The sequence below is a fragment of the Mycolicibacterium arcueilense genome (genome assembly GCF_058536225.1).
Map to the genome: position 1 here is coordinate 2,043,317 of NZ_JBZTYL010000007.1, position 14,695 is coordinate 2,058,011.

Below are 14,695 nucleotides of genomic sequence, written 5' to 3' on the forward strand. Positions count from 1 at the left end.
CCAACCGGCGATTGTTGTCGATGGATCTGGACGACGACGATGATCTTGAGGAACTGGACGAGTGGGGTAATCGCGCAGCCTTGAACGGGGCGGCGCCGAAGTCATCAGCGGCGATTCCGGTGTTGTTCGCCACGCAGGTGGGGCGTGATCCGGCTGCGGTTGCCGTCAGCTGCGCCGGCCGCCACATCACGTACGGGGACCTGGATCGGGCTGCGAATCGGTTGGCGCACTTGCTTGTCGAGCGCGGTGTCGGTCCGGGGCAGCGGGTTGCGCTGCTGTTTCCGCGGTCGGTTGAGGCGATCGTGGCGATCCTGGGTGTGCTCAAGACCGGTGCGGCGTATGTGCCGATCGATCCGTCGGTACCGGATGCCCGCATAGAATTCGTCCTCGCTGATTCAGCGCCGGTAGCAGTGGTCAGCACCGCCGATCTGATGGATCGGCTGAGTGGGCGCGGGTTGACGGTGATCGACGTCGATGATCCCGAGGTGATCAGCCGGCCGGGCACCGCGCCACTGATCGAACCGGCCGCCGATGACGTTGCGTATCTGATCTACACCTCGGGCACGACGGGTGTGCCCAAGGGGGTGGCGATTCCGCACCGGAATGTGACGCGGTTGTTGGATGCGATCGATCGTGATGTGGCGTTGTCGCCGGATCAGGTATGGGCACAAAGTCATTCGTTGGCGTTCGACTTCTCGGTGTGGGAGATCTTCGGTGCGCTGCTGCATGGTGCGCGGCTCGTCGTGGTGCCCGAATCGGTGACCCGTTCGGCCGAGGAGTTCCATACCCTGTTGGTCGCTGAGCGGGTCAGTGTGTTGAGTCAGACTCCGTCGGCTTTCTATGCGTTGGCCGCGGTGGACACGGACCGGCTGGAGAACTGGCTGGCCCTCGAGGTGGTGGTGTTCGGCGGAGAGGCGCTGGATCCGTCCCGGCTCGGGCCGTGGTTGGCTGTGCATCCGGGATCGCCCCGGTTGATCAACATGTATGGGATCACCGAGACGACGGTGCATGCCTCGTTCCGTGAGATCACCTCCGCGGATGCCGAAGGCGATGTGAGTCCGATCGGTGTGCCACTGGCTGATCTGGCGTTCTTCGTGCTCGACGACTGGTTGCGTCCGGTGGCTGCCGGTGTGGTGGGCGAGTTGTACGTGGCCGGTGCGGGTTTGGGTTATGGCTATGTGGGCCGGGCTCCGTTGAGTTCGACGCGATTTGTGGCCTGTCCCTTCGGTAGCGAGGGTGCACCGGGTATGCGGATGTATCGCACCGGGGATCTGGTGCGCTGGGGCACAGATGGGCAGCTGCAGTATCTGGGTCGCGCCGATGAGCAGGTCAAGATTCGTGGCTACCGGATCGAGTTGGGTGAGATCCAGGCCGCATTAACGGCGTTGGACGGTGTCGAGCAGGCGGTGGTGATCGCCCGGGAGGACCGTCCCGGCGACAAGCGGCTGGTCGGTTACCTGATCGGGACCGCCGATCCGTCCGTGGCACGGGCGGCCCTGTCCGAGACGCTGCCGCCCTACATGGTGCCCACGGCCGTGGTTGCCTTGGACGCGTTCCCGCTGACCGTCAACGGCAAGCTCGACAAGAAGGCGTTGCCTGCACCCGAATTCCAGCACATCGACGTTTACCGCGCTCCGACCACGCCCACCGAGGAGATCGTGGCCGGCATCTATGCTCAGGTCCTCGGGTTGGACCGCGTCGGCATCGACGACTCGTTCTTCGATCTCGGTGGCGATTCGCTGCAGGCCATGCGGTTGGTCGCTGCGCTCAATCGGACCCTGGACGCCGGACTGGAAGAGCGTGTCATCTTCGACGCTCCCACGGTTGCCCAGTTGACGCCTCGCATCGGTGGTGACGAAGGTCGACAACAGCCCTTGGTGGCCGGCGAGCGGCCGACGGTGATGCCGTTGTCCTTCGCGCAAAGCCGACTGTGGTTCATCGACCAATTGAACGGACCGTCACCGGTTTACAACCTGGCGGCCGGGCTGCGCCTCAACGGTCCGCTCGATGTCGATGCCCTCGGCGCAGCGTTCGCCGACGTGTTACAGCGCCACGAGAGCCTGCGCACGTTGTTCCCGACGGTAGACGGCACGCCTCAACAGCTGATCGTTCCCGCCGAGCAGACCGAATTCGGTTGGGAAGTAATCGATGCCGTCGACTGGGCACCTGACCGGTTGCAGGAGGGGATCGAGCAGGCGGCGCGGCACAGCTTCGACCTCGCCAACGAGATCCCCCTGCGGGCAAAGGTGTTTCGGACGGCAGACGACGAGCATGTGCTGGTGGCCGTGGTGCACCACATCGCCGCCGACGGTTGGTCGATCACCCCGCTGGTGGCTGATCTGGGTGTCGCCTACGCCGGACGGTGTGCTGGGCAGGCTCCCGGCTGGCAGCCCTTGGCGGTCCAGTACGCGGATTACACCCTGTGGCAGCGTGCGGAGCTCGGCGATCTGGAGGACAGCGGCAGCCGTATCTCCGAGCAACTGAGATTCTGGGCGGACAACCTGGCCGGGATGCCCGAGCGCTTGGCGTTGCCGACCGACCGGCCCTATCCGTTGGTCGCCGATCAGAACGGTGACCGGGTCGATGTGGAGTGGCCGGCCGCTCTGCAGCAGCAGGTCGCCCGCCTGGCCCGCGATCACAACGCGACCAAGTTCATGGTCATGCAGGCCGCCCTGGCGGTGCTGCTCTCGAAACTCAGCTCGAGTTCCGATGTGGCGGTGGGATTCCCGATCGCCGGACGCCGTGACCCTGCCCTCGATGAGCTGATCGGGTTCTTCGTCAACACTTTGGTGTTGCGGGTGGACCTGACAGGAGATCCCAGCGTTGCCGAGATCCTGGCGCAGGTACGCGCGCGCAGTCTCGGTGCATTCGAGCACCAAGATGTGCCCTTCGAGGTGCTCGTCGAGCGGCTCAATCCGTCCCGGTCCCTGGCCCATCACCCGCTGGTGCAGGTGATGCTGGCCTGGCAGAACGTTCCCGGAGCGACCGGCGATTCCGCGGTGGCGCTGGGGGACCTGCAGGTCACTCAGCTACCGCTGGACACCCACACCGCCCGCATGGACCTGTCTTTTTCGTTGGCCGAGCGGTGGACCGAAACCGGCGAGGCTGCAGGCATTTCCGGGACCGTCGAGTTCCGCACCGACCTGTTCGACGGCGACAGCATCGAAGCGTTGGTCGATCGGTTGCAGCGGGTGCTCGAGGCGATGGCCGCCGACCAGACCCGCCGCTTGTCCGCGATCGATGTGCTCGATGCCGATGAGCAGAAGCGACTGGACGAGGTGGGCAACCGGGCGACGCTGACCCGTCCGGCACCCGCACCGGTGTCGATTCCGGCACTCTTCGAGGCGCAGGTGGCCCGCGACCCTGGCGCGGTGGCCGTCAGTTTCGAAGGAAGCGGGATCACCTACGAGGACCTCGATCAGGCGGCAAATCGGTTGGCGCACCTGCTGGTCGAGCACGGGGTGGGTCAGGGGCATCGGGTGGCGTTGCTGTTCACCCGGTCGATCGAGTCGATCGTCGCGATTTTCGCGGTACTCAAGACCGGTGCGGCGTATGTGCCCATCGATCCGGCGGTGCCCGACTCGCGGTTGGAGTTCGTCCTCGCCGATTCCGCGCCGGTTGCCGTGGTCACCACCACCGATCTGGCCCGCCGACTGAGCGCGCATGAGTTGACGGTGATTGCCGTCGACCAGGCTCCGACCGCCTCCCGGCCTAGTAGTGCCCCACACGGCGGACCCGCACCTGACGACGTCGCCTATCTGATCTACACCTCGGGCACCACCGGCGTGCCGAAGGGTGTCGCGATCCCGCACCGCAATGTGATCCGGCTGCTGGAGGCGCTGGATACCGATCTGAAGCTGTCGGCCGATCTGGTGTGGTCACAAAGTCATTCGCTGGCTTTCGACTTCTCGGTCTGGGAGATCTTTGGCGCCCTGTTGCACGGCGGGCGGTTGGTGGTGGTGTCCGATTCGGTGGCGCGGTCGCCTGAAGAGTTCCATGCGTTGCTGGTCGATGAACGCGTCAACGTGTTGAGCCAGACGCCGTCGGCGTTCTATGCATTGCAGACCGCGGATGAGCTTTCCGTCGCGCTGGAGTCTGAACTCCATCTCGAGTTGGTGGTGTTCGGTGGTGAGGCACTGGAGCCTGCGCGGCTGGGTGAGTGGTTGCAGGACCATCCGGTGTTACCGCGGTTGATCAACATGTACGGCATCACCGAGACAACGGTGCACGCCTCCTTCCGTGAGATCACCGCCCCCGATGTCGAAGGCAGTGTCAGCCCGATCGGTGTGCCGCTGGACCATCTTGCGTTCTTCGTACTCGATCGCTCGTTGCAGCCGGTACCGGTCGGCGTGGTGGGGGAGCTGTATGTGGCCGGTGCCGGTTTGGGCGCCGGATATGTGGGCCGGGCCGGGTTGAGCTCGTTGAGGTTCGTGGCGTGCCCGTTCGGAGCGCCGGGACAGCGGATGTACCGCACCGGCGATCTGGTGTGTTGGCGTGCTGACGGAGAACTGCAGTACTTGGGCCGTGCCGATGAGCAGGTCAAGATCCGTGGCTACCGGATCGAGCTGGGTGAGATCCAGTCGGCGCTGATGGCTTTGGACGGTGTCGAGCAGGCGGTGGTGATCGCCCGGGAAGACCGTCCCGGCGACAAGCGCCTGGTCGGTTACATCACCGGGGACGGCGACCCCGCGGAACTGCGCGCCACGTTGGGGGAGACGCTGCCGCCCTACATGGTGCCCACCGCCATCGTCGCCGTCGAGGCGTTGCCCTTGACGGTCAATGGCAAGCTCGACACCCGCGCCCTGCCGGCGCCCGAGTATCAAGACGTCGATCACTACCGCGCCCCGGCCACTGAACTAGAGGAAATCCTGGCCGGCATCTTCGCGCAAGTCCTCGGACTGGAGCAGGTCGGAGTCGACGACTCGTTCTTCGACCTTGGTGGCGACAGCATTTCGGCCATGCAGGTGATCTGGCGGGCGCACGGTGCCGGTTTGACCGGTCGTCCGCGCGACATCTTCGTCCAGCAGACCGTGGCCCGGTTGGCGCGGGTGGTCAGGATGGCCGGCGGCGCGAGCGGCGAGATCGACGAGGGACTCGGACCGGTGGTACCGACCCCGATCATGCGGTGGCTGAAGGGCCTGGAAACTCCCGACGGTCCGGTCGACGAGTTCAATCAGACTGTGGTGCTGCAGGCCCCGACCGGCGCCGCCGAGGACGACGTCGTAGTCCTGTTGCAGGCCTTGCTCGATCGGCACGGCATGCTCCGATTGCGGGCGGGAGACGACGGATCGGGCGGCTGGTCTCTCACGGTGCCGCAGGCGGACGGGGTGGATGCCCGCGACTACCTGCGCACCGTGGACGTGCTGACGGAAGACGCGCTGGCGGCGGCCCGGTCGCGGTTGAATCCTGCTGCCGGAGCGATGTTGAGCGCGTTGTGGAGTTCGACCACGGGCCAACTGGCACTGGTCGTCCACCATCTGGCCATCGACGGGGTGTCCTGGCGAATTGTGCTGGAGGATCTCAACATCGCCTGGACTCAGCATCGTGGCGGGCAGCCGGTGCTGTTGCCGCCCGCCGGAACGTCGTTCACCGGATGGGCCAACCTGCTTGCCGAGCACGCACACCATCCCGAGATCGTCGGCCACGCGGACACGTGGCGGCAGGTGACGTCCGTCCCGGCCGCGTTGCCGGCACCCCGACCGGCGGAAGACACGTTCGCCACCGCCGGGTACCTCACGGAGTTTCTGGACGTCGAGACCACGCGCATGCTCCTCGGCGAGGTTCCTGCGGCATTTCACGCCGGCGTGCAGGAAATCCTGTTGATCGCCTTTGCCCTCGCCTGGACGCAGTACCTGGGAACCGGCGGCGCGCCGGTCGCCATCGACGTGGAAGGTCATGGGCGCCAAGAGGAATTGGCGGGGTTGGGCGGCGCCGACGATCGCGATGTCGACCTCTCGCGCACGGTCGGATGGTTCACCACCAAGTACCCGGTGTCGTTGAGCTTCGGAGCCCGCGGAGGCGGGCTGCGGTGGACACAGGTGGTGGCCGGTGATGCCGCGCTCGGTGCGGTGATCAAGGAGGCCAAGGAGCAGCTTCGAGCGCTGCCCGATGGGTTGACCTATGGTCTGCTGCGGTATCTCAACCCCGACGTGGACCTGGCGGGATCCGATCCCGTGATCGGGTTCAACTACCTCGGACGGTTGGGCTCCCCGGCTGCTTTCGCCTCGGGGGATGTGTGGCGGTTCAGCCAGGACGGCTTGTCGATGACCGGCGCAGCCGGGGCGATCCCCATTGCGCTGGCGCACTCCGTCGAGCTCAACGCCGTCACGATCGACACCGACACCGGCCCGCATCTGAACGCCACCTGGACATTTGCGCCGTCGGCACTCGATCACACCGCTGTCACGCGGATCAGCCGCCTGTGGTTCGACGCCCTGGCGGGTATCTGCGCCCATGTCAGGCGGGGTGGGGGCGGGTTGGCTCCGTCCGACATCGCCCCGGTTCGACTGAGCCAGCAGCAGATCGACGCGCTGCACGCAGAATCCCCCATTTCCGATGTGCTGCCACTGACGCCATTGCAGGAAGGACTCCTGTATCACGCCGGAGTGGCCAGCAGCTCCGGAGATGATGTGTATGCGGTGCAGCTGGATCTCGCACTGAGCGGCCCGCTCGACGTGAACCAGCTCCACGATGCCGTGCAGACCGTGGTCGCCCGGCATCCGCATCTGGCGGCCCGCTTCTGCCCACAGTTCGGGCAGCCCGTGCAGGCAATTCCCGCTGAACCCGTGGCACCCTGGCGGTATATCGAGTTGGACGCCAACGGCATTGGCATCGCCGCAGAGATCGAGGAGATCCTTGCGGCCGAGCGTGCAGCGGTGTGCGACCTCGGGAACCAACCCGCCTTCCGGGCCGCGCTCATCCGCATCGCGGGCGACCGCCACCGCTTCGTCCTGACCAATCACCACATCGTGTTGGACGGCTGGTCGATGCCGATTCTGATGCAGGAGATCTTCGCCGGCTACCACGGGCTGCGGTTGCCCGCGGCCTCGCCGTACCGCAGGTTCATGACGTGGCTGGCCGAACGCGATCGCCCGGCCGCGCACGCCGCGTGGCGTGAGGTGCTGGCCGGGTTCGACACCCCGATTCTCGTTGGGCCGCCGCAGAAGTTGCGGTTCGGGGAGCGTCGCGTCGACTCCTACCGGGTGCCGGCGAAGACCACCCGGGCGCTCACCAAGCTGGCGCGTTCGCATCACACCACGGTCAACGTGGTGCTGCAGGGTGCCTGGGCAATGCTGCTGAGTTCACTGACCGGCCAGTCCGACGTGGCATTCGGCACCGTCGTCTCGGGCCGGCCCGCCGAGGTCGATGGTGCGGATTCGATGGTGGGTCTGCTGATCAACACGGTGCCGGTGCGGGCCACCTTCACACCGGACACCACTACCGGCGATCTGCTGGATCAACTGCAGAGTGCACACAACGACACACTCGAGCATCAGCATGTGGCGCTCAGCGACATCCACCGCATCACCGGCCAGGACAGGTTGTTCGACACGGTCTTCGTCTATGAGAACTATCCGACCGACGCCGGGACGCAACCCGGTGGGGACGGGCTGGCCATCACCGGTTTCAGTAGCCGCGACTATTACCACTACCCGATCTCGGTGCAGGCCGGTCCGGGCCGGGAGCTGGAACTGCGCGTCCAGTACGACACCGATGTGTTCGACGCGGAATCCATCGACGCGTTGATGGAGCGGTTCAAGAAGGTGTTGGTGGAGATGACCGCCCATCCCGGGCGCCGCTTGTCGTCGTTGGACTTCGTGAAAGGCTCCGGGCAACGGCGGCTGCACGGCTGGGCCGGCAAGGCGGTCTCGGCTCAGCCAGAGACCGTTCCGCTGCCGGCATCGGGGGCTGACGAGACCGGTGGTGCCTACTGCCCGCCGGCCACTTTGGTCGAGCAGATCGTGGCCAGCATCTACGCCGAGGTGCTGGGGGTGGACCGCATCGGGGTGGAGGAGTCGTTCTTCGCTTCTGGCGGCGATTCGATTTCCGCGATGCGTGCCGTCGCGGCGATCAACGCGGCCCTCGATGTCGAGTTGACCGTGCTCACACTGTTCGGCGCCCCGTCGGTGCGGGGCTTGGCTCAGCACCTGGAAAACGCCCCCGCTCAATGAGCGATCGCCGCGCCCACCCCGGTGGGGTGGGCGCGGCCATCACCACATGTAGGGCACGAGGCGGTAGCGCGCTTTCTGCGCGTATTCGCGGTATCCGTCCAATTGTTCGACCAGTAGCTTCTCTTCATCGCGGATGCGGACGACGAGCATCAGGAGTCCGGGGAGGACGGGCAGGAGCCCCCAGTAGGACCCGAGCGCGAGCGGGAAGCCGACGATGGTCAGTACGTTGCCGGTGTACATGGGGTGGCGTACGAGCCCGTACAGGCCCGTGGACACCAGCTTCTGGTCCGATTCCACCTGAACGGTGGAGGCCGCGAAGCTGTTCTGGATGACCACCAGGCTCGTGACGCCCAGTCCGACGGCCACCAGGACATCACCGGCCACGCAGATCGCCGGCGGCACCGAGGACCAACTGAAGCGATGGTCGAGGCCGCTGACCACCACCATGGCTGCCAACGAGGCGTACCACCCGGCGATGAGGACCTTTTGCAGCGTGCGGCTTTCGGCGGCCGGCCCGGCGCGTTTGCGACGTTGATGCGCCGCGGGGTCCGCGCGTTGCAGGTAGATGCTCGGGATCCAGGTTGAGAGGGCGAACACCACCAGAAAAGCCCAGGCTTGCCAGTAGTCGAATGTTCCCGCGAGCAAGAACAGCACCAGGCCGAAAACGATGAGCTCAACGAGCCCGAATCCGACTACTCTCGCAACGGCTTTCACGATCCTCCTGTCGTCCGCCGCGGTATCGACCGCCGGCGGGCGCAACGCAGCGCACGGCTCAACCTACCGTCGGGCACCTACCAGGCGGGTGTGTTTGGTCCCAAGCTACGACCGAGCGGTGCAAGCGCTTTCCGCAGGACTAGTGCCGCCACCCGTCGACCGCGGAGGCCATGCGGGCGCACGGAGGAGCGGTACTGAGTGTCCCACCGGCAATGCTCGGCTACGGCGGATTGATCCGGGCTGCGGTCATCTGCAAGACCAGGGCGGTGAAAGTACTGAGCACGCTGTCGTCGCCGCGCTCATCGGGCATCTCCCCGCCGCGCTGTCCGTCTGCGCCACTGCCTTCCAATGACGGTGTGGTGGCCATTGCATCCGCCGGCATTTCGGGTCCAGTTCTGAGCTGCTGACCATGGACGTTCGCAGTACTTCGTGAGACGCGCCGGAACAGCAGGACCTCGGCGCAAACGATTCTTCGAGCAACGACCACGACCAGGATCTACCATTCGCAGCATGAGGGGCGACGTCGGCGACGGACCTCGGAGCTTGGCGAACTTTGAGTCCATGAGGAAGCTGCTGATCATGCTGCTGGCCAGTAGCGGTATCCCATTGGGGGTGCCTCCTACCGCACGGGCGGACTGCTGCGAGAGCGAGTTTGATTGGGCAATCCCGTACGTGGATGCGCTGAGGAACCACGACCTCGGATACCTCGTCGATAGTCGCGGTATCCCGACAGCTCTGGCAGCCGAGGCGGTATGCAAGGGGTCGTCGGCTCGCGGCATCGCTGATGAGTACGACTTCGGCCTCGCTACCGCCGAACAGATCGCGCGTGCTGTCTACATAGACGTCTGCCCGGACATGGCACCGTGACGCTGCGCTGCTTCTGCGTCGGCTGGCGTGGCGCACAGAGCAGGCAGGAGAACGTTCTGCCTGTTCCGGTCAGATAAGACTGGGTCGCCATCCAACAAAGAGGGGCGCTGACGGATTTTCGCCGTAGGTAACAGAACGGAGAATTGACATGGCTTGGATGAGGACTTTTGTGAGTGCAGTCGCGTTGAGTAGTTTCTTCGCCCTTGCATCCTTGCCGATAGCTGCGGCGGAGACGCCAGGTGAGGCGTTTTGCACGGAGAACCAGCGCCACCTCAAGAATTCCAATGGGGAGATGCCGTTCAATGTTGACGAGGCTGTCGCATGGCTGACGCAGCAGTTCAACATGTCTGAGACCGAAGCCGTCCGTCTCGTCGACAACGTGGGGGAGACGTACTGGTCAGACATGAACGGGAGGTGGGAGGTCAGGTGCCATGGTCAGTAAAGCACGTCGGCCAAGAAGGTGTTCTGTACTCATCGGACGCCCCGCAGCAATCTCGATCCTGCGGGCCGACTGCGGCTTGAGGTTGTGTGCACGGCGGGCGTGAAGACCTACGTTCACGTGCCGGTCCCTGGTGCCCTCGGTGAGATTCGAACTCACACTGTACGGGTTTTGAATCCGTTTCCTCTGCCAGTTGGGATACGAGGGCGTCCCGATCGGTACTGCGGCTTTACACCATAGAGGATGGCCGTTGCCTTTCCGTGAGCGGCTGTGAGTTCGGCTCCCATTAGGCAGCCTCGCCTTGCGGTGAGGCGGTCCCCGTCTGATCCACGATGTGGTGGTGCGGGGTTGACGCTTCATCGCCGGCTGCGTCACCCGCTGGTGCGGGGTCGGTCTCACGCGTGGCTCCACGTCCTGCCACCGGGCCACTCCCGGCGGGACTCTGTTCACCCAACACTGTGGGTACGCCGAGTCGGGCGAGGTTGATCGCAGCACCCAGATCACGATCGATCCGCATACCACAGCCGTCACACTCGAAGACTCGATCGGCCAGCGTGAGGTTTGACTTTCGCCTCCCACAGCCCGTGCACATCCTCGACGACGGAAAATACCGGTCGACTTCCTCCAAATGAGAGCCGTACCAACGAGTTTTGTAGCCGAGCATGCGACGGATCTCGGCCAGGGCAGCATCAGCCAAAGCGCGATTCAGCCCCTTCTTGCGGGCCCCACCGGCGGTGCGCCAACCCGCCGCGTTCAAGGTTTCGACCACCACCACATCGTGCTGCTGGGCCAGGGCGGTGGTGGCCTTGTGCAGCACGTCGCGACGCACCGCCGCGGCATGGGAGTGCGTGCGGCCGATCCGGGCCTGGGTTTTGCGCCACCGCTTCGACGGCGTCCGCTTGTCCTTGGCAGCTGGATCGTAGGGCCCCCGCTGGCGGGCCGCCCGGCGCTGCAGGGCCCGCAACCCGGCTTGCGCCGCGGTCAACGACTTCGGCGCGCCGATACGCTCGACTTCAACACCGTCGGGCGTGGCGACCACCAGTAGGGCATCGGCTTTCACCCCGACATCGACACCAACCACAGGATGGGCCGACCGGCGTGCGTGCGTCGGCCGCGTCTTGGCCTCGACAATCACCTGCAGGGCGCAATGCCAGCGCCCGGCGCTGTCGCAGCGCACGGTGGCCGACAAGATCCGCGCGGATCCCGCCTCGACCCGGCGGGCCAGCTTACGGGTCGACTCATGCGTCCGGACCGTACCCAGTCGCGGCAGGGTGACGTGGCGGCGGTCGGCCTCGACCCGGATGGCCCCGGTGGTGAACCGCACCGACTTCTGGCTGCGAGCCGATTTGAATCGGGGAAACCCGACCGCCGGTCCGGCGCGCTGGCCGCGCCGCGATGACGACCAGGCGTCCAGCCCCCGTGCCAACCCGTCCAGGCCGGTGTTGTAGGCCTCCTTGGAGTGCTCGGCCCACCACGGCGCACACGACGGCTTACGTTGATTCCAGACCTTGCGCAGCGCTGGCAACGACCAACTCAGCACCGGGCTCAACTCAGAGTCGGGCATGCCGTAGGTGCGCTCGGCTGCGCGCTGATCCATCACCGCCTTCACCAACGCCAGCATGTGGTTATGGGCGAACCGTGCCGCGCCCGCATGAGAAGCCAACGCCCGCAACTGTGTTGGGGTCGGATCCAATGCGAACCGGTATGCCTGTGCCGTCCACCCCGGGGGGATCTCGAACCTAGCCATCGACACCAGCCTCGGCATTCTTGGCTGCTGTCACCGCGCGCGCAGTCTGGTTCTGAACGCCCCGTCGGCGGTAAAGGCGCACGCACATCACGTCAGCACCTCGATCATGTCGCGAACCAGATCGCTGAGGTTTCGTCCGGGTCGGTGAGGATGACCTTGCGGCGTAGCACAGACAACGCGGCGTCGAGGTGCTCACCCCCGAAGCGTGCCAACCGGCCACGGTGTTCCACGGCAACCACGAAAGCAGACGGGTCCGACAAATCCTGTGCACCTTCGGCCTTTAACCGTTCAGGCCTGACCCGACCTCGGTAACAACTTCACCAATGACGTGACCGTTCGAGGTAGCCCAATCAGCCAGTCAGGCGACCTGCCGGTCCGGATCCAACCGCTGATCCGACGAACACACCCGCGCAGGTACGACTGTGCGATCGGCCCCGGCCACCGGAGCATCTGACCCAGATCATCCCCGACCCGACCGGCGAACAGGCACCGGCATACGATCCTCACGGAACCACCGGTACGCAGTCGGCGGATGCAAACCGTTGCCACGTGCCCACTCCAACCTTCAAGCGCCTTACTCAAACGCACGTTCGATCACGAAGCTCACACATTTGATCGAGCAGCTCATAACCCCGCGCTCGCCGAACGGCGGCCTCCACGACACAATGTTCTCCATGACCGGGTCACCGAAAGACGCTGACAGTCCCCGCCGCGTGCTCATCGCCGAGGACGAGGCGCTCATCCGCCTCGATCTCGCCGAGATGCTCCGGGATGAGGGCTACGAGGTCGTGGGTGAGGCCGGTGACGGACAGGAGGCCGTCGAACTCGCCGAGTCCCTGCACCCTGACCTGGTGATCATGGACGTCAAGATGCCTCGGCGCGACGGGATCGACGCGGCCTCGGAGATCGCCAGCAAGCGCATCGCCCCGATCGTCATCCTGACCGCGTTCAGCCAGCGTGAACTGGTCGAACGTGCCCGCGATGCCGGGGCCATGGCGTATCTGGTCAAGCCGTTCAGCATCACCGACCTCGTTCCCGCCATCGAGGTGGCGGTCAGCCGGTTCAGCGAGATCGCCGCGTTGGAGAACGAGGTCGCGACGCTGGGGGACCGGTTGGAGACCCGCAAGCTGGTCGAACGGGCCAAGGGTTTGCTGCAGAGCAAACACCAGATGACCGAGCCCGAGGCCTTCAAGTGGATCCAGCGGGCCGCGATGGACCGCCGGACCACCATGCGGCGGGTGGCCGAAGTGGTGCTGGAAACGCTGGAAGAATCCGAGGAAGCACCCGCTCCGGAGAACTGACCGACCGGCCCGGTTGTTAATTGTGGGTTTCTGCCGGGCCGAAATTCCGCGTTCAGGCAGCACACGCGCAAGAAGCCTGACTCAACATCCCGCGCTCGGGCCGGTGGTTGGCTATGTTCTACCCGAAGCTCCGGCGCCCCGGCCTCGCAAGGTCAGGGCGTCGGTACCGCTGACAACTCTGACCCGGAGGTGAAGCGTGCGCGGTCGCGTGGCACGGAAAGCATTTGCTCTCGGAAGTGCGGGTGTGGTTGCCCTGGCGATTGCCGGCTGTAACCAGTCCTCACCGGAAGGCGGGGCATCGCAGACCAATTTGAAGATCGTCGAGAAGGTCCAGATCGACGAGAACGGTGCCGAGATCAAGGCCGCCCAGGACGTCGCGCCCGCCGAGCCCGCCGGCGACGGCAAGGCCGTCTGCCCGCCCGTCATGCTCGGCATGATGGGCGCGCTCAACGGCCCGGACGCTGCCCTGGGTATCAACATCAAGAACGGCGTCCAGCTCGCTGTCGACAAGCACAACGCCGCCAACGCCGGCTGCCAGGTGCAGCTCAAGAGCTTTGACACCGAAGGCGATCCGCAGAAGGCGACCGGCGTGGCGCCGCAGATCGTCGACGACGCGATGATCATCGGCCTCGTCGGACCGGCGTTCTCCGGGGAGACCAAGGCCACCGGCGATGTGTTCAACCAGGCCGGACTGGTTGCCGCCACCGCTTCGGCCACCAACGTCACGTTGAGCGAGAACGGGTGGCGGACATTCTTCCGAGGCCTGGCCAATGACGGCGTGCAGGGTCCCTCGGTGGCCAACTATCTCAAGAACACGCTGGGCCACAAGAAGGTGTGCGTGGTCGACGACAGCACCGATTATGGGCTCGGGTTGGCCGAGGCTGTGCGTGAAACCCTTGGTCCGGTTGCCGATTCGTCGTGCAACATCTCGGTGAAGAAGGGCGACAAGGAGTTCTCGGCCGCGGTCACCCAGATCAAGAGCGCGGCCCCGGATTCGGTCTTCTACAGCGGTTACTACTCCGAGGCCGCACCGTTCGTGCAGCAGCTCAAGGACGGCGGGGTGACGGCGACGTTCGTCAGCGCCGACGGCACCAAGGATCAGCAGTTCGTCAACCAGGCGGGCGAAGCGTCGAAGGGTGCGTTGCTGTCCTGCCCGTGTGGCCCGGCCACCGGGGCATTCGCCGACGAATACACGAAGAAGTTCGGCCAGGCGCCCGGCACCTACAGCACCGAGGGCTACGACCTGGGCACCATCCTGCTCAAGGGCATCGACTCGGGCGCCATCACGCGGCCGGCGATGCTCGACTACGTCCGCAAGTACGAGGGCCAAGGTGTGGCGCGCAAGTACCAGTGGACCGACAAGGGCGAGCTCACCACGAACTTGATCTGGATGTACGAAGTCCAGTAGCCCCTTGAGCGAAGCGCGTCCGAGACCGTCCCCAGGACTCGGACGCGT

General features: G+C 65.4%; 8 protein-coding genes, 1 tRNA gene and 2 pseudogenes. 6 read left to right on the forward strand and 5 right to left on the reverse strand.

Annotated elements, in window-relative coordinates; all coding sequences use genetic code 11:
* Nucleotides 1-185: 185 nt before the first annotated feature.
* Both AC4LGL_RS14015 and AC4LGL_RS14020 read left to right on the forward strand, forming a co-directional pair.
* A pseudogene (locus AC4LGL_RS14015) lies at nt 186-1,778 on the forward strand (non-ribosomal peptide synthetase); the annotation flags it as partial.
* Between the two features lie 123 nt (nt 1,779-1,901).
* Nucleotides 1,902-8,171 (forward strand): non-ribosomal peptide synthetase, encoded by a 6,270-nt coding sequence (locus tag AC4LGL_RS14020; RefSeq protein ID WP_491839368.1) that lies wholly within the window; start codon nt 1,902-1,904, stop codon nt 8,169-8,171.
* Between the two features lie 39 nt (nt 8,172-8,210).
* On the opposite strand, the gene AC4LGL_RS14025 is transcribed toward AC4LGL_RS14020, so the two are convergent.
* Together AC4LGL_RS14025 and AC4LGL_RS14030 are read right to left on the reverse strand one after the other, a co-directional pair.
* The gene (locus tag AC4LGL_RS14025; RefSeq protein WP_491839208.1) at nt 8,211-8,885 is read right to left on the reverse strand and encodes a methyltransferase family protein; all 675 of its coding nucleotides are present in this window, start codon (nt 8,883-8,885) and stop codon (nt 8,211-8,213) included.
* A 220-nt stretch (nt 8,886-9,105) separates the two neighbouring features.
* On the reverse strand, nt 9,106-9,267 hold the full coding sequence (locus tag AC4LGL_RS14030) for a hypothetical protein (RefSeq protein WP_491839209.1): 162 nt from the start codon (nt 9,265-9,267) through the stop codon (nt 9,106-9,108).
* 179 nt (nt 9,268-9,446) lie between these two features.
* Here AC4LGL_RS14030 and AC4LGL_RS14035 point away from each other — a divergent pair, with 179 nt between their 5' ends.
* Together AC4LGL_RS14035 and AC4LGL_RS14040 are read left to right on the forward strand one after the other, a co-directional pair.
* Entirely contained in the window at nt 9,447-9,752 is a 306-nt protein-coding gene (locus AC4LGL_RS14035) for a hypothetical protein (protein WP_491839210.1), read from the forward strand.
* Nucleotides 9,753-9,900: 148 nt separating this feature from the next.
* Complete coding sequence (locus AC4LGL_RS14040; protein ID WP_491839211.1) at nt 9,901-10,194, forward strand: hypothetical protein; 294 nt, start codon at nt 9,901-9,903, stop codon at nt 10,192-10,194.
* A 128-nt stretch (nt 10,195-10,322) separates the two neighbouring features.
* On the opposite strand, the gene AC4LGL_RS14045 is transcribed toward AC4LGL_RS14040, so the two are convergent.
* The 3 genes and pseudogenes from AC4LGL_RS14045 to AC4LGL_RS14055 form a co-directional block, all read right to left on the reverse strand.
* A tRNA-Leu gene (locus AC4LGL_RS14045) sits at nt 10,323-10,399 on the reverse strand.
* A gap of 78 nt (nt 10,400-10,477) precedes the next feature.
* On the reverse strand, nt 10,478-11,938 hold the full coding sequence (tnpB, locus tag AC4LGL_RS14050) for an IS607 family element RNA-guided endonuclease TnpB (protein ID WP_491839212.1): 1,461 nt from the start codon (nt 11,936-11,938) through the stop codon (nt 10,478-10,480).
* Nucleotides 11,931-12,500: pseudogene (locus tag AC4LGL_RS14055) on the reverse strand (IS607 family transposase). The gene tnpB and the pseudogene AC4LGL_RS14055 overlap by 8 nt, the downstream one beginning before the upstream one ends.
* A 112-nt stretch (nt 12,501-12,612) precedes the next feature.
* Between AC4LGL_RS14055 and AC4LGL_RS14060 the strand changes: the two are divergent.
* Nucleotides 12,613-13,239 carry a two-component system response regulator PdtaR gene (locus tag AC4LGL_RS14060; RefSeq protein ID WP_491839213.1) on the forward strand — a complete coding sequence of 209 codons (627 nt, stop codon included), beginning with the start codon at nt 12,613-12,615 and terminating at the stop codon, nt 13,237-13,239.
* Nucleotides 13,240-13,435: 196 nt separating this feature from the next.
* Nucleotides 13,436-14,647 (forward strand): branched-chain amino acid ABC transporter substrate-binding protein, encoded by a 1,212-nt coding sequence (locus AC4LGL_RS14065; protein ID WP_491839214.1) that lies wholly within the window; start codon nt 13,436-13,438, stop codon nt 14,645-14,647.
* Nucleotides 14,648-14,695 lie beyond the last annotated feature (48 nt).

Excerpts from the sequence above, each read along its gene's own strand:
- AC4LGL_RS14020 (WP_491839368.1), top strand. The coding sequence starts at position 1,902 with ATGCCGTTGTCCTTCGCGCAAAGCCGACTGTGGTTCATCGACCAATTG.
- AC4LGL_RS14030 (WP_491839209.1), bottom strand. The coding sequence starts at position 9,267 with ATGCCGGCGGATGCAATGGCCACCACACCGTCATTGGAAGGCAGTGGC.
- AC4LGL_RS14035 (WP_491839210.1), top strand. The coding sequence starts at position 9,447 with ATGAGGAAGCTGCTGATCATGCTGCTGGCCAGTAGCGGTATCCCATTG.
- AC4LGL_RS14040 (WP_491839211.1), top strand. The coding sequence starts at position 9,901 with ATGGCTTGGATGAGGACTTTTGTGAGTGCAGTCGCGTTGAGTAGTTTC.
- tnpB (WP_491839212.1), bottom strand. The coding sequence starts at position 11,938 with ATGGCTAGGTTCGAGATCCCCCCGGGGTGGACGGCACAGGCATACCGG.
- AC4LGL_RS14060 (WP_491839213.1), top strand. The coding sequence starts at position 12,613 with ATGACCGGGTCACCGAAAGACGCTGACAGTCCCCGCCGCGTGCTCATC.